We start from the raw sequence: 23,505 nt of genomic DNA on the forward strand, positions 1-23,505 counted from the left end.
CGACACGAAGTGCGCGCAGCCTGGGGGAGAGCCTTACGCCGCGCCGAGGACCACGCTCACGCCGCCGTCCACCGCCAGCCACTGGCCGGTGATGTGCTTGCCGGCATCGCTCGCGTACAGCAGCGTCAAGCCCTTCAGGTCTTCGTCGTCGCCCAGTCGGCCCAGCGGCGCCTGCGCGGCCATCTTCTCTTCACCGAGCGACTTGATGAGGCCCGCCGCCATCTTCGTCATGAAGAAGCCCGGGCAGATCGCGTTCACCGTGATGCCGTACTTGCCCCACTCGGCCGCCAGCGTGCGGGTGAAGCCGATCACCGCGGTCTTGGAGGTGTTGTAGGCCAGCGTCTGCATTTCGGGCGGGTTGCCGTTGAGGCCCGCGATCGAGGCGATGTTGATGATGCGGCCCGTCTTCTTCGGGATCATGTAGCCGTTGGCGATCTGCTGCGACAGGATGAAGTAGCCCCGCACGTTGAGGTTCATCACCTTGTCCCACGCCTCGACCGGATGGCTCTCGGCGGGCGCCCCCCAGCTCGCGCCGGCGTTGTTGATGAGGATGTCGACCGCGCCCATGCGCTGCAGCGTCTCGTCGGCCAGGCGGCGGGTGTCTTCTTCCCTGGAGCAGTCGGCGGCGATCCAGCGCGCGTCGATGCCGGCGGCCTGCAGTTCGGCGGCCGCCTGCTCCAGGTCGTCGGCCTTACGGGAACTCAGCATGATCTTCGCGCCGGCCTCGCCGAGCGCATGGGCCATCTGCAGGCCCAGGCCGCGCGAGCCGCCGGTGATGAGGGCTGTCTTGCCGGTGAGGTCGAAGAGTTGTCGGGTGGTGCGGGCAGTCATGGTGCGGTGTCTCCGTTAGGCGTTGGATTTGTCTTTGTCATTCCGGGAAATGCCGCGGAACCGGCTTTGCCGGGCCGCAGGGCGTTGCCCCCCGGAAGGGGGAAGGCGCGCGCGACACGAAGTGCGTGCAGCCTGGAGGCGAGTCATGCCAGGTAATCCATGCACTGGCGGGCTTCACGGACCGCGCCGATGAAAGGCTTGAGCGCCACATGCTGCGGGTGATCGGCATACGCAGCGAGCGCGGCTGCATCGGTGAATTCCGAGTACAGCACCAGGTCGTACGTGGCCTCGAGTCCGGGCTGGGCAATGGCCACCTCGAAGCGGTGCGTGCCCGGCGAGAGCTTCGCGCAGGCGTCGAGCAGCGCCTTGGCCTTCAGCAGGTTGGTCGCCTTGTCGGCGCCCTCGGCGTGCTCCTTGAACTTCCACATCACGATGTGCTTGAGCATGGTGCGGGCTCTCCTGCCTACTTCTTGTCGTTCAGGCGCGAGCGCACGTAGATGAGCACGATGCCCACCAGCACGACCACGCCGCCGGGCACGGCCATCGACCAGCCGAGCGCGGCATCGGTACGACCCGTGGCGATGCCCAGGATCACCAGGAACAGGCCGCCGTAGATCAGGATCCAGATCCACTTCTCGAGCCGGGCATGCGGCTTCGGGGGTTTGACGGGGGTGGGGTTGTCGGGGGTGGCGTTGGCCATTGTCAGAAAGCGTCCTCGGGCAAAGCGGTACAGGTGGAATCACGGCTCTCGACCACGTTGAGCCAGGCACCGATTTTCGGCAGCTCGTAGTGGAAGAAATAGTCCGTGGCGCCGATCTTGCCAGCTGTTACCGCCCTCGCCTTGTCCGCATCGACTTCGAGCGCCCGCCGTGCCACGTCCAGCCAGAGCCAGGCCAGCACCGTGTGGCCGAAGGCCTGCATGTATGGCACCGCATTGGCCAGCGCGTCGGCCGGGTCGCCGGTGGACCAGGCGGCCTCCGTCGCGCTGCCGATGCGCTGCAGCGCGGCACCCAGCGCCTTGGCATGCGCCGCGAGCGCAGGCACCCTGGCCGTGCGGCCGATGGTCTCGGTGATGCGGCCGGCCAGCAGTTGCAGGCCGCGGCCCTTTTCCATCAGCACCTTGCGGCCCAGCAGGTCGGCCGCCTGGATGCCGTGGGTGCCCTCGTGGATCATGTTCAGGCGGTTGTCGCGCCAGTACTGCTCCACCGGAAAGTCGCGCGTATAGCCGTAGCCGCCGTGCACCTGGATCGCCAGCGAATTGGCTTCCAGGCACCACTCGCTCGGCCAGCTCTTGGCGATGGGCGTGAGCACTTCGAGCAGCAGGCGCGCGTCGTCGGCCGCCTCTGCATCGCCGGTCTTCTGCGTGTCGACCAGCCGGGCGCAGTACAGCTCCAGCGCCAGCGCGCCTTCGCAATACGCCTTCTGCGCGAGCAGCATTCGGCGCACGTCGGCGTGCTCGATGATGCGCACCTGCGGGCTCGCGGAGTCCTTCACGACCTGGCTGCCGGTGCCCGCTTCGGGCTTCTTCACGAGGCGGCCCTGCGGCCGGCTCTTCGCGTAGTCCAGCGAGGCGTAGTAACCGGCCATGCCGAGCATGGTCGCGGCCGTGCCGACGCCGATGCGGGCCTCGTTCATCATGTGGAACATGCAGTGCAGGCCCTTGCCGGGCGCGCCGACGAGGTAGCCCACGGCACCGGCCTTGCCATCGACCGGGTACTTGCCCTCGCCGAAGTTCAGCAGCGTGTTGGTGGTGCCGCGCCAGCCCAGCTTGTGGTTCAGGCCCGCAAGCGCCACGTCGTTGCGCTCGCCGGTCAGCTCGCCCTTCGTGTTCACCATGCGCTTGGGCACGATGAACAGCGAAATGCCGCGCGTGCCCGGCACCAGCTTGCCGTTCTCGTCGGGAATCTTGGCGAGCACGATGTGCACGATGTTCTCGGTCAGCTCGTGGTCGCCGGACGAGATCCACATCTTGTTGCCGGTGAGCCGATAGCGCGGGCCGAGCGGGTCGTTCTGGTGGTCCGCGCCATCGGGCACCGCCCGCGTGGCCACGTCGCTCAGCGACGAGCCGGCCTGCGGCTCCGACAGGCACATGGTGCCCGCCCAGCGGCCCGAGAACTCGTTCTTGGCGAACACTTCTTTCTGCATCTCGGTGCCGTGCACCATCAGCAGGTTGGCGTTGCCGCTGGTGAGCATGTTGGAGCCGATGCTCACCGAGGCCATCGCGAAAAAGCTGTTGGCCGCGGCCGACAGCGTGTAGGGCAGCTGCATGCCGCCGATGTCGTAGTCCTGCGCGGCGCTCATCATTCCCGACTCGACAAAAGCCTTGTGCGCATCGTGCGTGGCCTGCGGCAGGATGACCTTCTCGCCGTCGAAATGCGGCTCCTGCGTGTCGACCGTGCGGTTGAACGGCGCGTACTTCTCGCGCGCGATGCGCTCGCAGGTGTCGAGCACCGCGTCGAAGGTCTCGCGCGAATGGTCGGCGAAGCGCTCGCTCTTGTTGAGCGACTCGGCATCGAGCCAGTCGTAGAGCAGGAAATCGAGGGTGGGACGCAGGCTCATGGAATGTCTCTTTTGGCTACTTCTTCGAGGAATCGGGCAGCTTCGCGATGGTGCCCTGCGCGAGCGCGCAGAGCTTTTCCACGCCACCGGTCACCGCGAAGATCTCGCAGGTGCAGACGGCTTGCGAACTGCCGGTGTGTACGGCCTTGGCGCGTGCGATCAGGCGATCGCCGACGGCCGGCCGTACGTAGTTGATCTTGAATTCGGAGGTCACGACCGGCACGCGCAATGCGGTGCCACCGGCAAAGGTCAGCGCGTTGTCGGCCATGTAGCTCACGATGCCGCCGTGGGCAAAGCCGTTCTGCTGCTTGAGCTGCGCGGTCAGCGGCAGCTGGAGGTCGACGCTTCCCGGCGAGAGCGCATGCATTTCCGCACCGATCAGCACGCTGAAGGGCTGCGAGGCGAGAACGCCCCGCCCCATTTCGAGCATGGCCAGGAAGGCTTCGGGCGAGACCTGGGTGTCGCCGCCCGACATGATTACAAGACCTCGAACACGCCCGCGGCACCCATGCCGCCGCCGATGCACATCGTGACCAGCACCTTCTTGGCGCCGCGACGCTTGCCTTCGATGAGCGCGTGGCCCGTCAGGCGCTGGCCGCTCACGCCGTAGGGGTGGCCCACGGCGATGGCGCCGCCGTCCACGTTCAGGCGGTCGCCCGGGATGCCCAGCTTGTCGCGGCAGTAGATCACCTGCACCGCGAAGGCTTCGTTCAGCTCCCACAGGTCGATGTCGTTGACCGTGAGGCCCAGGCGCTTGAGCACCTTCGGAATGGCGAAGACCGGGCCGATGCCCATTTCGTCGGGTTCGCAGCCGGCCACGGCAAAACCGAGGAAGCGGCCGAGCGGCTTCAGGCCCTTTTGCTGGGCGTACTTCTCGTCGACCACCACGCAGGCGCCGCCGCCGTCGGAAAACTGGCTGGCATTGCCGGCAGAGATCAGGCCGCCGGGAATGGCCGAGCGGATGCCGCTGATGCCTTCCTTGGTGGTGCCGGGACGGATGCCTTCGTCGTTCTCGATCGTCACTTCCTTGGTGCGCAGGCCCATCACCGGGTCGGCCACGCCGGCCAGCACGGTGATCGGTGCGATTTCTTCCTTGAAGCGGCCGGCTTCGAGCGCGGCGGTGGCCTTCTGCTGGCTCGCTGCGCCGTATTCGTCCATGGCGTCGCGGCCGATGTTGTAGCGCTTGGCGACCTGCTCGGCGGTCTGCAGCATGTTCCAGTAGATCTCGGGTTTGTGCTTCACGAGCCACGGGTCGGCCAGCATGTGCTTGTTGGCTTCGTTCTGCACGCACGAGATGCTCTCGACGCCGCCGGCCACGTACACGTCGCCTTCGCCCGCGATGATGCGTTGCGCGGCGGTGGCAATGGTCTGCAGGCCCGAGGAGCAGAAGCGGTTGATCGTCATGCCCGAGGTGGTGACCGGGCAGCCGGCGCGCAGCGCGATCTGGCGTGCGATGTTGGAGCCGGTGGCGCCTTCAGGCGTCGCGCAACCCATGATGACGTCATCGACTTCGGCGGCTTCGATGCCGGCGCGCGAAATCGCGTGCTGAACGGCGTGACCGCCGAGCGTGGCACCGTGCGTCATGTTGAAGGCACCCTTCCAGCTCTTCGCGAGCGGCGTGCGGGCGGTGGAAACAATGACGGCGCTGGTCATGGTGAGGTCCTTTGAAGATGGAAGGGAAAAGAGGGGTTGGTCGTCATTGCGCCGGAGCAGCGTTACTGTTGCTCAGGAGCTGGTGATAGAAGCCGATCATCTCGCCGTAGTTGGAGATGGCCAGGCGTTCGTTGTTGCCGTGGAAACGCGCAAGGTCTTCGCCCTTCACTCGGAACGGCGAGAAGCGGAAGACGGCGTCGCTCACGAGGCTGAAGTGGCGCGAATCGGTGGCTGCCGTCATCAGGCCCGGGGCCACAACGGCGTCAGGGAAGGTCTGCCGCACGGCCTGCTGGATCGCGCGGTAGCCCGTGCTGTCGGTCGGCGACACGGGCGACGGCTCGGAGTTGCCCGGGTACTGCTTGATCTTGATGTCGTCGTTGCCCAGCGACTTGCGCAGGTGCGCCTCGACGCTCGCGATGGTGTCGCCCGGCAGGATGCGGAAGTTGACCGCCGCCTCGGCGCGGCCGGGCAGCACGTTGTCCTTGTTGCCGGCGCGCACGATGGTGAGCGCAGTGGTCGTGCGCAGCATGGCGTTGCTGCTCGGGCTCTTCTCGAGCTGGCCGCGCACCAGCGGCTCGGTGAGCCACAGATTGGAAAGCATCACGCGGTTCACGCCGCTCATCTCGGGGGCGAGCGCGCCGAACATCTGGCCGGCCACGCCCTGGATGCCGCCGGGCATCGGGTTGGCCTCGAGCCGCGCGAGTGCCGCGCTCATGCTGCCGATGGCGCTGTGCTGCGGCGGCATCGACGAATGGCCGGGGGCGGTGTCGAGCGACAGGAAGAACGTGCCGTAGCCCTTCTCGGCCAGGCCGATCAGCGCTGCGGGCTTCGAGAGGCCGGGCAGCACGCCGTCGAGCACCAGCAGGCCCTCGTCGAGCACCCAGTCGAGGCGCACATTGCGCGACTTGAGCAGCTCGGCAATGGGCAGCGCACCGCGCAGGCCGCTCACCTCTTCGTCGTCGCCCATCACGAGGTAGACGGTCTGCTTCGGCTTGAAGCCCGCGCCGATGAGCAGCTCGATGGCTTCCATCTGCGCGAAAAGATTGCTCTTGTTGTCGAGCGTGCCGCGGCCCCAGACGAAGCCGTCCTTGATCTCGCCCGCGAAGGGGTCGACCGTCCAGGCCTTCTCGGTGCCCGGGGCGATGGGCACCATGTCCTGGTGCGCCATCAGCGCGATGGGCTTGGCGTTCGGGTCGGTGCCAGTCCATGTGTAGAGCAGCGCCTTGTTGCCCACCACTTCCTTCTTGAGAGTGGCGTGGACCTTGGGGTACTGCTGCTCCAGATAAGCATGCAGCTTGTCGAACTCGGCCGCGTTGGCGGCCGGGTCATCGAGGCCCGACACCGTGCGGAACGTGATCGCCGTGGACAGCCGCTTGGCCGCCGCCTGCAGGTCGATGTCCAGCTTCGGCGCAGGCGCCACCGCCAGTTGCTGCGATGGCGTGGTCCAGGTCTTGACCGCCACGGCCGCCACCAGCAACACGATTGCCACCAGCAGCCCGAGGAAGATGCGTTTCAACATGGACGGTCAGGACTCCGGATCGGTCTCAGCTGAAGGACTTGCCTTCGGCCACCAGCTTCTGGATCAGCGGTGCGGGCTGCCAGAACTCGGCGTCGTCGCGCGGGTTCTTCGCGAAACGCTTCATCGACTCGGCCACGTTGTAGAGACCCACTTGCGATGCGTAGTGCATCGGGCCGCCGCGCCAGATCGGGAAGCCGTAGCCCGTGAGGTACACCATGTCGATGTCGCCGGACTTCGAGGCGATGCCGTCTTCCAGGATGTGCGCGCCTTCATTGACCAGCGCATACACCAGGCGTTGCACGATCTCTTCGTCGGAGATCTTGCGCGGCGTGATGCCCAGTTCCTTGCGGTGGTCCTCGATCATCTTGTTGACGAGTTCCGAAGGAATCGCATCGCGCTTGCCGGCCTGGTAGTCGTACCACCCTGCCCCGGTCTTCTGGCCGAAGCGGCCCAGTTCGCAAAGCTTGTCGGCCGTGCGGCTGTACTTCATGTCGGCGCGCTCGGTGGCGCGGCGCTTGCGGATCGCCCAGCCGATGTCGTTGCCGGCCAGGTCGCCCATGCGGAACGGGCCCATGGCGAAGCCGAACTTCTCGATGGCCTTGTCCACCTGCTGCGGCAGTGCGCCTTCGTCCAGCAGGAAGCCGGCCTGGCGCGAGTACTGCTCGATCATGCGGTTGCCGATGAAGCCGTCGCACACGCCCGAGACCACCGAGGTCTTCTTGATCTTCTTGCCGATGGCCATGACCGTGGCGAGCACGTCCTTGGCGGTGGCCTTGCCGCGCACCACTTCGAGCAGCTTCATCACGTTGGCCGGGCTGAAGAAGTGCATGCCGACCACGTCCTGCGGACGCTCGGTGAACGAGGCGATCTTGTCGACGTCCAGCGTCGAGGTGTTGGAGGCCAGGATCGCGCCCTTCTTGGCCACGCGGTCGAGTTCCTTGAAGACCTTCTCCTTGACGCCGATTTCTTCGAACACGGCTTCGATGATGAGGTCCGCGTCCTTCAGGTCGTCGTAGCTCAGCGTGGTGCCCAGGAGCGCCATCCGCTGCTCGTACTTGTCCTGCTTGAGCTTGCCCTTCTTGACCTGGGCTTCGTAGTTCTTCTTGATGGTGGCGACACCGCGGTCGAGCGCCTCCTGCTTCATCTCGAGGATCTTGACGGGGATGCCCGCGTTCAGGAAGTTCATCGAGATGCCGCCGCCCATGGTACCGGCGCCGATCACGCCCACTGCCTTGATCTCGCGCTTGGGCGTGTCTTCGGGCACATCGGGAATCTTGGAAGCGGCGCGCTCGGCCATGAACAGGTGGCGCAGCGAGAGCGATTCAGGCGTGAACATCAGCGCGGTGAAGATGCGGCGCTCCTCGGCCATGCCTTCGTCGAACTTCATCTTGGTCGCGGCCTGCACGGCGTCGATGCACTTGAGCGGCGCCGGGTAGTTCTTCGACATGCCGCCCACCATGTTCTTGGTGAACTGGAAGTAGGCATCGCCCTGCGGATGCTTGCACGGCAGGTTGCGCACCAGCGGCAGTGCTTCACCGGTCTTGCCGGCCACGCTCTTGGCGAAGGCCACGGCTTCGTCGAACACCGACTCGGCCGATGCAGCCAGCTTGTCGAACAGCTTCTGGCCGGGCAGGCTCGCGAGCAGTTCGCTCTTCACGGGCTCGCCGCTCACGATCATGTTGAGGGCGGTTTCCACGCCGATCACGCGCGGCAGGCGCTGCGTGCCGCCGGCGCCGGGAATGAGGCCGAGCTTGACTTCGGGCAGTGCGATGCTGGTGCCCGGAGCGGCCACGCGGTAGTGGCAGCCGAGCGCCAGCTCGAGGCCGCCGCCCATGCACACGGAGTGGATGGCTGCGACGATGGGCTTGGGGGAGGCTTCGAGCGTGAGGATCACGCTCAGCAGGTTGGGCTCTTGCAGCGCCTTGGGCGTGCCGAACTCCTTGATGTCTGCACCGCCGGAGAACGCCTTGCCGGCGCCGGTGATGACGATGGCCCTGACGGCGTCGTCGGCATTGGCCTTGGCCAGGCCATCGGTGATGCCGATGCGGGTCGAGAAACCGAGACCGTTGACCGGAGGGTTGGTCAGTGTGATCACGGCGACATCGCCGAGCACTTTGTATTCAGCCGTCATGCTGCGTTCCTTGGTGTGTGAAGAAAAAGAAGAAAAAGCACGAGTGTTCTTTTTCGGAAGATTCTAGGCGTTTCGCGTGGCTCAACAATGGCACGCAGTCGCTGTCGGGACAAGCCCTTCGCGAGGAGGGAGGAACTTTCGGGGAACACCGCGGAACCGGCTTTGCCGGGCCGCAGGTGTTGCCCCCTGCAAGGGGGTTGGCGTAGCGACACGAAGTGCGCGAAGCCTGGGGGTTTGCTACACCTCCAGCCACTCTTTGCGAGTGGTGGCGTCGGCGCGCAGGCTGTCCGGCGTGCCGTCGAACACGATGCTGCCGTGGCCCATGACGAGCGCGCGGTCGGAAATCTGCATCGCGATGGTGAGCTTCTGCTCGATCAGGAGCACCGAGATGCCCTTGTCCTTGAGCGTGCGCAGGTACTGCCCCACCAGCTCGACGATCTTGGGCGCAAGACCTTCGGTCGGCTCGTCGATGATGATGAGGTCGGGGTCGCCCATCAGCGTGCGGCACAGCGTGAGCATCTGCTGCTCGCCGCCCGAGAGCACGCCGGCCTCGGTGTGCTGGCGCTCCTTCAGCCGCGGGAACATGTTGTACATGTCGTCGAACTGCCAGCGACTGCCCTTGCCCGTGCCCTTCTGCCCCAGAAGCAGGTTCTGGTGCACCGTGAGCTTGGGAAAGATGTCGCGGTTCTCGGGCACGTAGCCGATGCCCAGGTGGGCGATCTCGTAGGCCTTCTTGCGCAGGATGTCCTGGTCCTTCCAGCGCAGCGTGCCTTCGGCATGCACCAGGCCCATGATGGCCTTGGCAGTGGTCGAGCGGCCCGAGCCGTTGCGGCCCAGCAGCGCGACGATTTCGCCGGGGCCGACGTCGAAGGAAACGCCATGCAGCACATGGCTCTTGCCGTAGTAGGCGTGGATGTCGTGAAGCTTCAGCATGTCAGTGTCCCGCTCCCTGTGCATCGGCCACAGAGGACCCGAGATACGCCTCCTGCACTCGCGCGTTAGCGCGAACGGCGGCAGGCGTGTCGAAGGCGATGACTTCGCCATACACCACCACTGCGATCTTGTCGGCGAGGCCGAAGACCACGCCCATGTCGTGCTCCACCGTCAAGAGCGTCTTGCCGACCGTCACATGCTTGATGAGCGAGATGAAGTGCGATGTCTCCGTCTTGCTCATGCCGGCCGTGGGTTCGTCCAGCAGAATCACGCCCGCACCGCCCGCGATCGTCACGCCGATTTCCAGCGCGCGCTGCTCGGCATAGGTGAGGTTCACCGCATGCACGTCGCGCTTGCGCTCCAGGCCGATCTGCTTGATGAGCTCCTCGGTGCGTGCATTGGCGTCGTCCAGGTTCGAGAGAAAGCGCAAGAAGGTGTACTTGTAGCCCAGGCTCCACAGCACGCCGCAGCGCAGGTTCTCGAACACGCTCAGCTTGGGGAAGATGTTGGTGATCTGGAAGCTGCGCGAGAGGCCCAGCCGGTTGATCTCGTAGGGCTTCTTGCCGTCGATGCGCTCCCCGTTCAGCAGCACCTCGCCGCTCGTGGGCGCGAGGCGTCCGCTGATCAGGTTGAACAGCGTCGACTTGCCCGCTCCGTTCGGGCCGATGATGGCCACGCGTTCACCGGCGTTCACCGCCAGGTCCACGCCGCGGATGATTTCGGTCTTGCCGAAATTCTTGCGCAGCGCCTTCAATTCCAATGCGTGTTTTCCGTGTTGCGCGCTCATTTACGCCGCCTCCCGACGTTTGATTTCTGCTTCTATTTCTTCTTGCGCGTGACCCCAGACGCGCACGAAGCGGCGTCGCGCCACTTCAAGCGCACCCAAGCCAACGATCAGGATCACTGCCGCGCCGAGCCAGCTGCCGACACCCGCCGTGTTGAGTGCGACACCGAAGAAGTTCAGCGTCGGGCCCATCGCGGCGTTGAGCTGGATGTGATAGATCATCTCGATCAACGCAGCCGCGCCGACGACGACCGGCACCAGTGCCACGGCGAGCGCCAGGTACAGCCACCAGAAGCGGTTGAACTTGCCGAACTTGGCCACGCGCAGGTTCATCATGATCAGGCTCGCGATGCCGCCCGGAGCGAACATCACCATGAACACGAACACCAGCCCGAAGTACAACTGCCAGGCCTTGGAGAGCTCCGACAGCAAGATCGACGCGAACACCAGCAGTACCGCGCCGATGATCGGCCCGAAGAAGAACACCGCGCCACCCAGGAAGGTGAACAACAGGTAGCCGCCTGAGCGGATGGCGTTCAGGCTGTCGGCCGCATTCACGATCTCGAAGTTGATCGAGGCCAGCCCCCCGCCGATGCCGGCGAAGAAGCCCGCGATGATGAACGCGAAGTAGCGCACGCGCTGCGTGTTGTAGCCGATGAATTCGACGCGCTCCGGGTTGTCGCGCACCGCATTCAGCATGCGGCCCAGCGGCGTGCCGGTGAAGGCATACATGAGCGCGGTGCAGACGAAGCAGTACGCCGCGATCAGGTAGTACACCTGGATCTGCGAGCCGAAGTTGAAGCCGAAGAAGGTCGGGCCGTACACGCGGTCGGTGGTGATGCCGCCCTCACCGCCGAAGAAGCTCGGGAACATCAGCGCCATCGAGGCCACCAGCTCGCCGATGCCCATGGTGATCATCGCGAAGGTGGTGCCCGACTTCTTGGTGGTCACGAAGCCCAGCAGGATCGCGAAGAACATCCCGGCCAGGCCGCCCACCAGCGGGATGAGCACCAGCGGAATCTGCATGCCGCCCTTGCTGCCCATGTTCATCGCGTGGATCGCCAGGAACGAGCCCAGGCCGACGTACACCGCATGGCCGAAGCTCAGCATGCCGCCCTGCCCCAGCAGGATGTTGTAGCTCAGGCAGATGATGATGAGGTAGCCCATCTGCGAGAGCATCGTGAGCGCCAGGCTGCTCTTGAACAGCAGCGGCGAAATGATCAGCACGACGGCGAAGAGCGTCCAGATCAGGTAGCGCCCGATGTTCCAGGGCTTGAAGCGGTAGTACTGCGTAGAAGTTGCTGTGGTCATGGTGTCAGTCCTCCCGGGTTCCAAGAAGACCCTTGGGCCGGAAGATGAGGATCAGCACCAGGAACAGGTACGGCAGGATCGGCGCGACCTGCGAGATCGTGAGCTTGAGGAGCTCATAGCCGAAGGTCTGGTCGGTCACCGTCATGCCGATGGCGCGCAGGCCCGTGGCCAGCGACTGGTCCATGGCGACCGCGAAGGTCTGGATGATGCCGATCAGAAGCGAGGCGAGGAACGCGCCGGCCAGCGAGCCCATGCCGCCGACCACCACCACGACGAAGATGATCGAGCCGACCGAGGCCGCCATCGCGGGCTCGGTGACGTAGGTGTTGCCGCCGACCACGCCCGCAAGACCTGCGAGCGCGGCGCCGCCGCCGAACACCAGCATGAACACGCGCGGCACGTTGTGGCCCAGCGCCTCGACCATGTCGGGGTGCTTCAGAGCCGCCTGGATCACCAGGCCGATGCGCGTGCGCGTGAGCAGCAGCCACACCGAGATGAGCATCAGCACCGCCACCAGCATGATGAAGGAGCGCGACTTCGGGAACTGCGTGCCATAGAGCGAGAACAGCGGCCCCTGCAGCTGCGTCGGCAGGCCATAGGGCACTGTGGAGCGGCCCCAGGCCAGCTGCACCAGTTCGAGGATGAGGTACGAGAGGCCGAAGGTCACCAGCAGCTCGGGCACATGGCCGAACTTGTGGACCCGGCGCAGGCTGTAGCGCTCGAACGCGGCACCCAGCAGGCCCACCAGCAGCGGCGCGATGAACAGCGCCGGCCAGAAGCCGATGATGTTCGACAGCGTGTACGCAATGTAGGCGCCGAGCATGTAGAAGCTGGCGTGCGCGAAGTTGAGCACGCCCATCATGCTGAAGATCAGCGTAAGGCCAGAGCTCAGCATGAACAACAGCAGGCCGTAGCTGACGCCGTTGAGCAGCGAGATGACGAAGAATTCGACGTTCATCGGTCTTTCGGATGCGTGAAAAAGAAAGAGGCCCGAATGTTGAAGTCGGGCCTCGTCCGGTCACAAGGTGTGAATAAACCTACTGCGCGCCCCGATCTCGCCCCTGCGGTCCTCACCGTACGGCGTACGGCTCCGGTCCTCGGCGCAAGCTCGGAACGCTCGTTGCGGTTTCTTCACACCTTGTCGGCGATGGCGGCGGTCAGGAAGCCGCGGCGCCGGGTCGCTTCATCTGGCACGTGGTGGGCGTGCTCGAAACGTAGGCCTCGTAGTACTTCACCGGTGCCAGCGTGTAGCCGGTGTTCTCCGGGCTGTACGGGTTCTTGGCGTCGGCCTTCTGCCAGCGCGTGATCCACAGGCCCTGCTGCAGCTGGTGGTCGGCCTTGCGCATCTCGACGTCGCCGTTGAAGCTCTTGAACTTCATGCCTTCCATCGCGGCCGCGACCTTCACCGGCTCGGTCGATTTGGTGCGCACGAAGGCCTCGCTCAGCATCGCGTACACCGTGTAGATGTCGGTGGTGTACATGTCGTCGTTGAAGCGCTTCTTGAACTCGCCCATCAGCGGCTGCACCGGGCCCGGCGCGTTGTAGTGGCTGTAGCCCACCTGGTAGACCTTGCCGTCCGAGGCCGCGCCCATGGCGGTCGGCGTGCCGTTGGTCACGGCGTAGTAGGTGTAGAACTTGACGTTCAGGCCCGCGTCGTTGGCCGACTTGATGAGCAGCGCCAGGTCGGAGCCCCAGTTGCCGGTAATGACCGTGTCGGCGCCCGAAGCCTTGATCTTGGCGATGTACGGTGCAAAGTCGCGCACCTGGGCCAGCGGATGCAGGTCGTCGCCGACGACTTCGACGTCGGGGCGCTTGGACTTGAGGTTTTCCTTGGCGAACTTCGAGACCTGCTGGCCGTGCGAGTAGTTCTGGTTGATGAGGTAGACCTTCTTGATCTCGGGCTGGTCCTTCATGAAGGTGGTCAGCGCCTCCATCTTCATCGAGGTGTCGGCATCCAGGCGGAAGTGCCAGTAGCTGCACTTGCTGTTGGTGAGGTCGGGGTCGACGGCTGCGTAGTTGATGTAGAGCACTTCCTTGCCCGGGTTGCGGGCGTTGTGCTTCTCGAGCGCATCGATGATGGCGAGCGCGGGGCCCGAGCCGTTGCCCTGCACCACGTAGCGTGCGCCCTGATCCATGGCCGAGCGCAGCGCGGCGGTGGTTTCCTGGGGGCTCAGCTTGTTGTCGATGCCGATGACTTCGAACTTCACGCCGGCCACGTTCTTCTTGTTGAATTCTTCGGCCAGAAACTGGAAGGTCTTGAGCTGGTTCGTGCCCACCGCGGCCATGAGGCCCGAGAGCGGGTCGAGCCATGCGATCTTGACGGTTTCACCCTTCTGGGCCAGAGCACCGGTGGCACTCGCGGCAAGGATGGCTGCGGTAGCGATTTTCAGAGCGAACTTCACGATCTATATCTCCTGGTCAAACCGAATCAAAAAGCCTTGCACGAGCGTACAAGCGTTCACAGCCCCTCCCCTCAGGGAATGCCCGTAAGGGGGTGGCCGCGAAGGCCCGTTTCTATCGCGCAGGCGACAGCGCATTTCTCCAATTTCTACCCATCGGTAGGTCATTGCTACCAACGAGTAGGAAATGCGTTCACAAAGACGCCTAGGGGCGCTTCATCTGGCAGGTCGTGGGCGTGCTCGCCACATACGACTCGTAGTACTTCACGGGGACGTTGGTGTAGCCGGTGTTCTCGGCGTCGTAGGGGTACTTGGCGCTCGCCTTCTCCCAGCGCGAGATATAGAGGCCCTGCTGCAACTGGTGGTCGGCCTTGCGCATCTCGACCTCGCCGTTGAAGCTCTTGATCTTCATGCCCTCCAGCGCGGCCGCCACCTTGACCGGATCGGTCGACTTGGTCTGAACAAACGCGGCATCGAGCAATGCGAATGTGTGATAGATCGACGACTGCGTCAGGTCGTCGTTCATCTTCTTCTTGTAGCCGGCGAGGAGCTTCTGAATCTCGCCGCCCATGTTGTAGTGTGCGTAGGCCACGGTGTAGACCTTGCCCGCCGAGGTGGCGCCCATGGCCGTCGGCGTGCCGGCGCCCGGCGCGTAGTACGTCAGGAACTTGACGTCCAGCCCCGAGTCGTTCGCCGCCTTGATGAGCAGCGACAGGTCGGAGCCCCAGTTGCCGGTAATGACCGTGTCGGCGCCGGAGGCCTTGATCTTGGCGATGTAGGGCGAGAAGTCGCGCACCTGCGCGAGCGGATGCAGGTCGTCGCCCACGATCTGGATGTCGGGGCGCTTGACCTTCAGGTCTTCCTTGGCGTACTTGGACACCTGCACGCCGTGCGCGTAGTTCTGCCCGAGGATGTAGACCTTTTTGATGTCGGGCTGGTCCTTCATCCAGGTGGTCAGCGCCTCCATCTTCATGGAGGTGTCGGCATCGAGGCGAAAGTGCCAGTAGCTGCACTTGCTGTTGGTGAGGTCGGGGTCGACCGCCGCGTAGTTCAGGTACAGCAGTTCCTTGCCGGGATTGCGCGCGTTGTTCTTCTCGATGGCATCGATGATCGCCAGCGCCGGGCCCGAGCCGTTGCCCTGGGTGATGTAGCGCGCGCCCTGGTCCTGCGCCGAGCGCAGCGCGGCGGTGGTCTCCTGCGGGCTCAGCTTGTTGTCGATGGCGATGATCTCGAACTTCACACCCGACGCGTTCTTCTTGTTGAACTCCTCGGCCAGGAACTGCGTGGTCTTGAGCTGGTTCGTGCCCACCGCGGCCATGAGGCCCGACAGCGGATCGAGCCAGGCGATCTTGACCGTTTCGCCCTTCTGGGCGAAGGCGGCGGTCACGCTCACCAACATGGCACAGGCAGCGACTGACTTGAGAGCAAATTGCATGAAGAGTCTCCTGGATGAAAGGCGGTATGAGGCGGAATGCCAGCGTACAAGTGCCCCTTTTTTCTACGCACAGGGATTGCCCGGAAGGAAGGCCGCCGAAGCGGCCTTGCTATCGCATGCGCGACAGTGCGGGGCAAGTCACCTGCAGGGTCTCTTCGCGAAACACCGCGGAACCGGCTTTGCCGGGCCGCAGGTGTTGCCCCCGGTAGGGGGTTGGAGAAGCGACACGAAGTGCGCGAAGCCTGGGGGCGAGCTTTATGTGGTCGGCAGCTTGTAGTCCTTGAGCAGTTCGCGCAGCTTGGTCTTCAGGATCTTTCCGGTGGCGCCGATCGGGATGGCCTCGACAAAGACCACGTCGTCGGGGATCTGCCACTTGGCGGTCTTGCCCTCGTAGAACTTGAGCAGTTCCTCGCGCGTGACTTCCGCGCCGGGCTTCTTCATGACCGCGATGATCGGCCGCTCGTCCCACTTGGGATGGAACACGCCGATGCAGGCGGCCATGGCCACGGCGGGATGCGCGACGGCGATGTTCTCGATCTCGATGGAGCTGATCCACTCGCCGCCGGACTTGATCACGTCCTTGCTGCGGTCGGTGATCTGCAGGTAGCCCTCGGCGTCGATGGTGGCGACGTCGCCGGTGGGGAACCAGCCGCGGCCCTGGGCATCGGGAATGAGCGGATCGCCGCCCTCGCCCTTGAAGTATTCCTTCACGATCCAGGGGCCTTTGACCAGGAGGTCGCCGTAGGCCTTGCCGTCCCAGGGCAGCTCGTTGCCATCGCCGTCGACGATCTTCATGTCGACGCCGAAGATCGCGCGGCCCTGCTTCATGCGGATCTGCAATTGGGCATCGGCAGGCAGCGACAGGTGCTTGTTCTTGAGCGTGCACAGCGTGCCGAGCGGGCTCATCTCGGTCATGCCCCAGGCATGCAGCACCTCGACGTTGAACTTCTCCTGGAACACCTTGATCATGGCCGGCGGGCAGGCCGAGCCGCCGATGACGGTGCGGTTGAGCTTGCTGAACTTCAGGTCGCCCGCCTGCATGTGGCCGAGCATCATCTGCCATACGGTGGGCACGCCGGCCGCGAAGGTCACGCCTTCGGATTCGATCAGCTCGAACACCGACTTGCCATCGAGCGCCGGACCGGGGAACACGAGCTTGCAGCCCACCAGCGCCGCCGAGTACGGAATACCCCAGGCGTTGACGTGGAACATCGGCACCACCGGCAGCACGGAGTCGCGCGCCGAGATGCGCATCACATCGGGCAGCGCCGCGGCATAGGCGTGCAGCATGGTCGAGCGGTGGCTGTAGAGCGCGGCTTTCGGGTTGCCGGTGGTGCCGCTCGTGTAGCACATGCTCGAGGCCGAGTTCTCGTCGAAGGTCGGCCATTCGTAGTCACTCGACTGCGCGCCCATCCAGCTTTCGTAGCTCACCAGGTTGGGAATGCCGGTGTCGGCCGGGAGCTTGTCGGCATCACAAAGCGCAATCCATTTCCGGATCGTGGGGCACTTGGCATGCACCGCCTGCACCAGCGGCAGGAACGTGAGATCGAAGCACAGGATCTGGTCTTCGGCGTGGTTGGCGATCCAGGCGATCTGGTCGGGGTGCAGGCGCGGGTTGATGGTGTGCAGCACACGGCCGCTGCCGCTCACGCCGTAGTAAAGCTCCAGGTGCCGGTAGCCGTTCCAGGCCAGCGTGGCGATGCGGTCGCTGAAGAGCAGCTGCTCGCCATCGAGCGCATTGGCCACCTGCCGGGCACGCGATGCGATTCCGCCCCAGGTGGTGCGGTGAATATCACCCTCGACACGGCGCGAGACGATCTCGCCGTCGCCGTTGTGGCGCTCGACGAACTCGATCAGCGACGAGATCAAAAGCGGTTGGTCTTGCATCAAACCCAGCATCTACAGGCTCCTTCTTTCAACAAAATTCAATGGTTTCTCGGACTGCGGTCATTCACGCAATTTATGTGCGTTCGCACAATGACAGAAACCCGCAGTCCGCGGACGCCGATCTGTCGTCCGGACGACAGCCGGCGCCGCTGGAGCATGCTGCGTTCAGGGCGCGCTGTTCTGCAGCTGCGTCTTGCTGGCGTCGAGCACGATCTTGCGCGGCCAGTTGGGCCAGGTCACGCCCAGGCCCGAATGGTTCGGGTCGCCGGTGCGCGCGAACGCCGAGAGGCTGCCCACCATCGCATCCGACAGCGCCTCGCGTCCCGGCCGGTTCGCCTCGCCGAACGAGAAAGAGAAGATGCCGGTGCCGAAGTTGTGGAACATGAACGCCGTGTCCAGCCCGTGCGTGGCGCCATAGACGGTGTTGAACGGCGCCACCTGCTGGCTCCAGTCGAAGCGGTAGTACCAGGTCTTGGTCGGCATGTACTTGGCCACCGAGTCGATCTGGGGCGGGAGGATGTTGAGGAAGATCGCGTTGGTGAGCGTGTCCGTCCATGCCTTCCAGCCGGTCAGCGGCTTGTCTACCGGAAGGTAGGCCGGCTTGATCAGGTCCGCCTCGGTGATCGTCACGGGCGCATCGGGGTTGAAGTTGTATTGCAGGCCGAAGCGCTCGTAGTCGGTGGGCTTGAAGCCTCCGAAAAGCGTGCCTTCGTCGCGCGTGTTGCCGATCAGCATGGGCATCTTGTTGAATCGGCCGGCAGCGACCTCGGCGACCGAGTTCACCGGCAGGATGGTGCCGTCCTCGATCGGTGCGGGCGCGTTGCCCAGCTGCGGGTTCGCGAGCACGATGGTCAGCAGCTTGTCCGCCGGCAGGCCGCGCAGATAGGCCGCGACCTGTGCATCGGTCTGCGAGCCCACCCAGGCGTTGGCCGAGGCGGTGTCGGTGGCCTTGCCGTCGGCGATGGCGATCGCGTTGAGCAGCGCCTTCGAATAGGTCTGCGCGGTGGCCCGCGGGGCGAAGGCGATCCCGCCGCTCAGCGGCGCCGCCTTGTGCAGCAAGCCGGCCGATGCGCTCGAGACGACCAGCCCCCAGATGTTGACCGCGCCCGCCGACTGCCCCATCACCGTGACATTGCCCGCGTCGCCGCCAAAGGCGCCGATGTTGGCCTGGATGAACTTCAGCGCCTGCATCTGGTCGAGCAGCGCGAAGTTGCCCGAGTCGCTCTTCGCTTCGCCGCTCTTCAACTGCGGCAGGTCGAGCCAGCCGAGCACGCCCACGCGGTAGTTGATCGTCACGACGACCGCATTGCCGCGCTTGGCGAGCTGGGCACCGTCATAGCCCGGATCGGCCGTGTAGCCAGAGATATTGCTGCCCCCGTAGATATAGACGATCACCGGCAGCTTGGCGGTGTCGCCGCTCGGGCGCCAGATGTTGAGCGTCAGGCAGTCCTCATCGCCCACCGGCTTGCCGAAGCCTTCGCGCACGGCCAGGCCGAAGGGGGCGTCGTTGGGCGCGGGGCTGAAATAGCGTCCGCCCTGGGCGCAGCCATGGCCGAACTTGTTTGCGGCGCGCACGCCCTCCCACGGCTTCGGATCGGCGGGCGGCGTCCAGCGCAGGGCGCCGACGGGCGGTTGAGCGAACGGAACACCCTTCCAGGCATACGTACCGGTGGCGGCGCTGTCGTCCACGCCCTCGATCTTGCCGGCGGTGGTCTGGCGCACCATGGGGCCGTCGGCCGCCGGAGGCGGCGCGGCCGGTGGACCCACGGGAACGATCGGCATGAAGGAAAAACCGGAATCCGAACCGCCGCCGCAGGCCGAGAGCGCGACGCAGGCCGCGACCGCCATGGCGCGCGCCACCGCTCCCGGCGGCCGGGTTGCATGCTGGTTTTCCGTTGTCTCTGCTGTATTCATCTTGTTTGTCTCCACACCGGGTTAATCGGAATTCCTGCGCCGGTGTCCGGCGGCCATACTCCGGCCGACCGGACCCGCCAGAAAATTCTAGGAACGGACCGCGTTTCCCCCGCTATCGCAAGCGAGCCAATTCAATGACTTCAGGAGCCTCCATGCCGCATGCCCAGCGCCGACCGCAACGCCGGCCGGCCTGCTCCCAGCAGCAACCGGAACTGCGGACCAGTTCGGCCGCCTGGCTCGAAGGCGTGCTCTCGATGTTCGAGGCCGAGGGGCTGGACGTGCCGTCGCTGCTGCGCGAGGCGGGCTTCGATCCCGACTCCCTGCACCGCCAGAACGCGCGCGTGCCGGTCGACGAGATCTCCGTGCTCTGGCAACTGGCCGTGGCGCGTGCGGGCAAATCCACGCTGGGCCTGCATCGCGACCTGGCGGCCACGCACAGCAAGCTGGGCACGGTCGGCCACGCCATGTCTTGCAGCGCCGACCTGGGTGCGGCGCTGACGCGGCTCACCCGCTACATGGCCGTGATCTCGGACGCAACCGCGTTCTCGATGCAGCCCGAGGCACACGGCTGCTGGATGGTGATGGAGCACACCGGCGGCAGCCTGCCGATTCCGCGCCAGCGCGTCGAATACGCCCTTCTCACCGTGCTCATGCAATGCCAGTGGCTCACGCGGCGCGAGCTGCAGCCGCTGGCCCTGGAGTTCGTCTATCCGCCGCCGGCCGACGACCGGCTGCACCGCGAGGCCTTCGGCTGCCCGATCCGCTACAACGCGCCCGCCAACCGCCTCCTGCTCTCGGCGGCCGACATGGCCATGCCGCTGCCTACCTACCACCCGACGCTCGGCGAGATGCAGGAGCACCTGCTGGACGACCAGCTCAACCTGCTGGGCCAGACCACCACCAGCACCCTGGTGTGCGCCGAGATCGCGCGCCGGCTGCCACACGGCGAGCCGCGCCGGCAGGACGTGGCCGCGGGCCTGGGCCTCGCCGAGCGCACGCTGCAGCGGCGGCTGCAGGAGGAGTCGGTGTCGTTCCAGTCGCTGCTCGACCGCACCCGCCGGGAGCTTGCGCAGCAGTACCTGGCCGAAGACCGCCACACGCTCACCGACGTGGCGGACATGCTGGGCTTCGTCGACAGCAGCAACTTCTTCCGGGCGTGCAAGCGCTGGTTCGGCCTGCCGCCCGCGCAGTACCGGGCGCGGATCTGGGACACGCCGGCACTGGCGCACTGAGCCACGGCCGGGGCCGATGGCCCCCGCGGCAAGGGGTTTCGCGCTCTGCCGGACAATCCGGGCATGAGCCTGCTTGCTGAAGACACGGACGTCGCGGACCTGGGATTGCGCTGGAAACCTGGTTTCGAGGCGCTCGGCGCCGCCTTTCTCACCCACCTGCGTCCAACGCCCCTGCCCGATCCCTACTGGGTGGGCCACAGCGAGGCGGTGGCCCGCGCGCTGGGCTTGCCGGCCGACTGGCGGCAATCGGACACCACGCTCGCAGCGCTGACCGGCAGCCTGCCGATAGGCGGCATCAACCCCTTTGCCACCGTCTACAGCGGGCACCAGTTCGGCGTGTGGGCCGGCCAGCTCGGCGACGGCCGGGCGATCATGCTGGGCGAGACCGAGAGCGGGCTCGAGGTGCAACTCAAGGGCGCGGGTCGCACGCCCTATTCGCGCGGCGGCGATGGCCGCGCCGTCCTGCGCTCCAGCATCCGCGAATTCCTCTGCAGCGAAGCCATGCACGGCCTCGGCATCCCGACCACCCGTGCGCTCAGCGTGACCGGCTCCGACGCCCGCGTGTTCCGCGAAGAGCCCGAGAGCGCCGCCGTCGTGGCGCGCGTGGCGCCGAGCTTCATCCGCTTCGGCCATTTCGAGCACTTCGCGGCCAATCAGCGCGAAGACGAATTGCGCGCGCTGGCCGACTACGTCATCGACCGCTACTACCCGGCCTGCCGCACCACCGAGCGCTTCAACGGCAATGCGTATGCCGCCTTCCTCGAAGCCGTGAGCGAACGCACCGCCGCCCTGCTCGCCCAATGGCAGGCCGTGGGCTTCTGCCACGGGGTGATGAACACCGACAACATGAGCATCCTCGGGCTCACCATCGACTACGGGCCGTTCCAGTTCCTCGATGGCTTCGATCCGCGCCACATCTGCAACCACAGCGACACCAGCGGCCGCTACGCCTTCAACCAGCAGCCCAACGTGGCGTACTGGAATCTCTTCTGCTTGGCACAGGCGCTGCTGCCGCTGATCGGCGACCAGGAAGTCGCCGTCGCCGCGCTGGAGTCGTACAAGACGGTGTTCCCGAACGCCTTCGAGGCCCGGATGCGCGCCAAGCTCGGCCTGGTCGATGCGGCCGAGACCGACCGGGCGTTGATCGAAGGCGTGCTCAAGCTGCTGGCGGCGGGCAAGGTCGACTACACGATCTTCTGGCGCCGGCTTTCGCAGTACATGGCCGACGGCAACGCCGAGCCGGTGCGCGACCTGTTCCTGGATCGCGCGGGCTTCGATGCCTGGCTGCTCTCATTTTCGGAGCGTCATGCGCAGTCGGTGCGTTCGGAAGCCGCCGATTTGATGCTTCGGTCCAATCCGAAATACGTGCTGCGGAACCACCTGGGCCAGCAAGCCATCGAAGCGGCTGCGCAAAAAGACTTCTCGGGTGTGGCAACCTTGCTGACGCTGCTCGAAACCCCATTTGAAGAACACCCCGGTGCCGACGGATATGCCGGCTTCCCGCCCGACTGGGCTTCCACGATTGAAATCAGCTGCTCATCATGACCACTCCCGTACAGAAAACCGACGCCGAATGGAAAGCCCTGCTCGCTGAAAAAGGCGCGGAACCCGCCGCCTTCGAGGTGACCCGCCACGCTGCCACCGAGCGCCCCTTCACCGGCAAATACGAAGCCCACTGGGACGACGGCACCTACCACTGCATCTGCTGCGGCGCCAAGCTGTTCGAGTCGGGAACCAAGTTCGACGCCGGCTGCGGCTGGCCCAGCTTTTCCGAAGAAGCGGTGCCCGGCGCCATCAGGAACATCGTCGACCGTTCGCACGGCATGGTGCGCACCGAGAATGTCTGCGCCAATTGCGGCGCCCACCTGGGCCACGTGTTCCCCGACGGTCCCACCGAAACGGGCCTGCGCTACTGCATGAACTCGGCGTCGCTCGATTTCCAGAAAAAATAAATGAAACTGATCCTCGACTTCTTCCCGATCCTGCTGTTCTTCGGCGCCTACAAGCTCGCCGACATCTACACCGCCACCGGCGTGCTGATGGCCGCCACCGTGGTGCAGATGGGCATCATCTATGCGATGGAGCGCAAGCTCCAGGCGATGCAGAAGGCCACGCTGGTGCTGATCCTTCTCTTCGGCACGCTCACGCTGGTGCTGCACGACGACCGCTTCATCAAGTGGAAGCCGACGGTGCTGTACGGCGCAATGGCGATCGCGCTGGCCGTGGCGCTCTGGGCGCTGAAGAAGAACTTCCTGAAGATGCTGCTCGGCTCGCAACTCGAGCTGCCGGACCGCATCTGGGGCCGCCTGAACGTCGCGTGGATCGGCTACTGCCTCTTCATGGCGCTCATCAACGGCTACGTGGCGGCCTACTTCACCACCGAGGCGTGGGTCAACTTCAAGCTCTGGGGCTATGTGTTCCCGATCGTCTTCCTGGTGGCGCAGGGCCTGTACATCGCGCCGCACCTGAAAGAAGACAAGCCGACCGCATGACGACCAGCACCACCATTCCCTTGCCGACCGTGGCCGCGCTCGAGGCGGCGCTGCGCGAGGCGCTGGCCCCCACGCAGCTCGAGGTGATCGACGAAAGCGCCGCGCACGCAGGCCACACGGGCGCCAATGCGGAGGGCTACGGCACCCATTTCCGAGTCCGCATCGCCTCCCCGAAGTTCGACGGAAAGCCTCGCGTGGCGCGACATCGCCTTGTGTATGATGCCCTCCAAGTTTTTATCGCACAGGGTCTGCACGCCATAGCCATCGAGGTGCTCTGAGTCGTCCGTACTGGTTGTACGGGGTTGCACGCGGTCTTCGCCACGATGCCCCAGCCCTCTTTCCTTCCCCCTTTTTGTTCGCCTCTCTCCGCTTTCTTTCACGCGCCTTTTCCTACACGCGCATTTCCTCTCCAGCCTGATATTCAT

Annotated in this window: 21 protein-coding genes; 5 read left to right on the forward strand and 16 right to left on the reverse strand. The window is 65.2% G+C overall.

The features are described 5' to 3' along the window. Positions 1 to 33: 33 nt before the first annotated feature. The 16 genes from J2W23_RS20275 to J2W23_RS20350 form a co-directional block, all read right to left on the reverse strand. Positions 34 to 831 (reverse strand): SDR family oxidoreductase, encoded by a 798-nt coding sequence (locus J2W23_RS20275; RefSeq protein ID WP_176657535.1) that lies wholly within the window; start codon positions 829 to 831, stop codon positions 34 to 36. Between the two features lie 143 nt (positions 832 to 974). Next, positions 975 to 1,277 carry a Dabb family protein gene (locus tag J2W23_RS20280; protein ID WP_176657536.1) on the reverse strand — a complete coding sequence of 101 codons (303 nt, stop codon included), beginning with the start codon at positions 1,275 to 1,277 and terminating at the stop codon, positions 975 to 977. A gap of 17 nt (positions 1,278 to 1,294) precedes the next feature. After that, positions 1,295 to 1,531: a hypothetical protein gene (locus J2W23_RS20285; RefSeq protein WP_307650010.1), complete on the reverse strand. Its 237-nt coding sequence runs from the start codon at positions 1,529 to 1,531 to the stop codon at positions 1,295 to 1,297. Positions 1,532 to 1,533: 2 nt separating this feature from the next. Continuing rightward, positions 1,534 to 3,390 carry an acyl-CoA dehydrogenase gene (locus J2W23_RS20290; protein WP_307650011.1) on the reverse strand — a complete coding sequence of 619 codons (1,857 nt, stop codon included), beginning with the start codon at positions 3,388 to 3,390 and terminating at the stop codon, positions 1,534 to 1,536. A 16-nt stretch (positions 3,391 to 3,406) separates the two neighbouring features. Further along, the gene (locus J2W23_RS20295; RefSeq protein ID WP_176657539.1) at positions 3,407 to 3,865 is read right to left on the reverse strand and encodes a PaaI family thioesterase; all 459 of its coding nucleotides are present in this window, start codon (positions 3,863 to 3,865) and stop codon (positions 3,407 to 3,409) included. A gap of 2 nt (positions 3,866 to 3,867) precedes the next feature. Further along, the gene (locus J2W23_RS20300; protein WP_307650012.1) at positions 3,868 to 5,043 is read right to left on the reverse strand and encodes an acetyl-CoA C-acyltransferase; all 1,176 of its coding nucleotides are present in this window, start codon (positions 5,041 to 5,043) and stop codon (positions 3,868 to 3,870) included. Positions 5,044 to 5,086: 43 nt separating this feature from the next. After that, a complete protein-coding gene (locus tag J2W23_RS20305) occupies positions 5,087 to 6,562 on the reverse strand; it encodes a M20 family peptidase (protein ID WP_307650014.1) in 1,476 nt (491 codons plus the stop codon). 25 nt (positions 6,563 to 6,587) lie between these two features. Beyond that, on the reverse strand, positions 6,588 to 8,693 hold the full coding sequence (locus J2W23_RS20310; protein WP_307650015.1) for a 3-hydroxyacyl-CoA dehydrogenase NAD-binding domain-containing protein: 2,106 nt from the start codon (positions 8,691 to 8,693) through the stop codon (positions 6,588 to 6,590). Between the two features lie 237 nt (positions 8,694 to 8,930). Then, positions 8,931 to 9,626: an ABC transporter ATP-binding protein gene (locus J2W23_RS20315; RefSeq protein WP_042581647.1), complete on the reverse strand. Its 696-nt coding sequence runs from the start codon at positions 9,624 to 9,626 to the stop codon at positions 8,931 to 8,933. A gap of 1 nt (position 9,627) precedes the next feature. Next, positions 9,628 to 10,413, reverse strand: coding sequence for an ABC transporter ATP-binding protein (locus J2W23_RS20320; protein WP_176657543.1), 786 nt, complete (start codon positions 10,411 to 10,413; stop codon positions 9,628 to 9,630). Further along, the gene (locus J2W23_RS20325; protein WP_307650016.1) at positions 10,414 to 11,721 is read right to left on the reverse strand and encodes a branched-chain amino acid ABC transporter permease; all 1,308 of its coding nucleotides are present in this window, start codon (positions 11,719 to 11,721) and stop codon (positions 10,414 to 10,416) included. Positions 11,722 to 11,725: 4 nt separating this feature from the next. Next, positions 11,726 to 12,679, reverse strand: a complete 954-nt coding sequence (locus J2W23_RS20330) for a branched-chain amino acid ABC transporter permease (protein WP_176657545.1) — start codon at positions 12,677 to 12,679, stop codon at positions 11,726 to 11,728. 199 nt (positions 12,680 to 12,878) lie between these two features. Continuing rightward, positions 12,879 to 14,123, reverse strand: coding sequence for a branched-chain amino acid ABC transporter substrate-binding protein (locus J2W23_RS20335; RefSeq protein ID WP_176657546.1), 1,245 nt, complete (start codon positions 14,121 to 14,123; stop codon positions 12,879 to 12,881). A gap of 202 nt (positions 14,124 to 14,325) precedes the next feature. Further along, positions 14,326 to 15,555, reverse strand: a complete 1,230-nt coding sequence (locus J2W23_RS20340) for a branched-chain amino acid ABC transporter substrate-binding protein (protein WP_307650017.1) — start codon at positions 15,553 to 15,555, stop codon at positions 14,326 to 14,328. Positions 15,556 to 15,810: 255 nt separating this feature from the next. Continuing rightward, positions 15,811 to 17,454, reverse strand: coding sequence for a 3-(methylthio)propionyl-CoA ligase (locus J2W23_RS20345; protein ID WP_307650018.1), 1,644 nt, complete (start codon positions 17,452 to 17,454; stop codon positions 15,811 to 15,813). A gap of 153 nt (positions 17,455 to 17,607) precedes the next feature. Next, positions 17,608 to 19,356 carry a carboxylesterase/lipase family protein gene (locus J2W23_RS20350; protein WP_307650019.1) on the reverse strand — a complete coding sequence of 583 codons (1,749 nt, stop codon included), beginning with the start codon at positions 19,354 to 19,356 and terminating at the stop codon, positions 17,608 to 17,610. A gap of 152 nt (positions 19,357 to 19,508) precedes the next feature. Here J2W23_RS20350 and J2W23_RS20355 point away from each other — a divergent pair, with 152 nt between their 5' ends. The 5 genes from J2W23_RS20355 to J2W23_RS20375 all read left to right on the forward strand — a co-directional run bounded on the left by J2W23_RS20355 (position 19,509) and on the right by J2W23_RS20375 (position 23,358). After that, entirely contained in the window at positions 19,509 to 20,588 is a 1,080-nt protein-coding gene (locus J2W23_RS20355; protein ID WP_307650020.1) for an AraC family transcriptional regulator, read from the forward strand. 63 nt (positions 20,589 to 20,651) lie between these two features. Beyond that, positions 20,652 to 22,133, forward strand: a complete 1,482-nt coding sequence (locus J2W23_RS20360; protein WP_307650021.1) for a protein adenylyltransferase SelO — start codon at positions 20,652 to 20,654, stop codon at positions 22,131 to 22,133. Next, positions 22,130 to 22,540 (forward strand): peptide-methionine (R)-S-oxide reductase MsrB, encoded by a 411-nt coding sequence (msrB, locus tag J2W23_RS20365; RefSeq protein WP_176657551.1) that lies wholly within the window; start codon positions 22,130 to 22,132, stop codon positions 22,538 to 22,540. Before J2W23_RS20360 ends, msrB begins: the two co-directional genes overlap by 4 nt. Further along, positions 22,541 to 23,080 carry a septation protein A gene (locus tag J2W23_RS20370; RefSeq protein ID WP_176657552.1) on the forward strand — a complete coding sequence of 180 codons (540 nt, stop codon included), beginning with the start codon at positions 22,541 to 22,543 and terminating at the stop codon, positions 23,078 to 23,080. Beyond that, entirely contained in the window at positions 23,077 to 23,358 is a 282-nt protein-coding gene (locus tag J2W23_RS20375) for a BolA family protein (RefSeq protein ID WP_176657553.1), read from the forward strand. Before J2W23_RS20370 ends, J2W23_RS20375 begins: the two co-directional genes overlap by 4 nt. Positions 23,359 to 23,505: the final 147 nt, after the last annotated feature.

Origin of the sequence: Variovorax boronicumulans, from assembly GCF_030812215.1 — a bacterium.
In the GTDB taxonomy this organism is placed as follows: Bacteria; Pseudomonadota; Gammaproteobacteria; order Burkholderiales; family Burkholderiaceae_C; genus Variovorax; species Variovorax boronicumulans_C.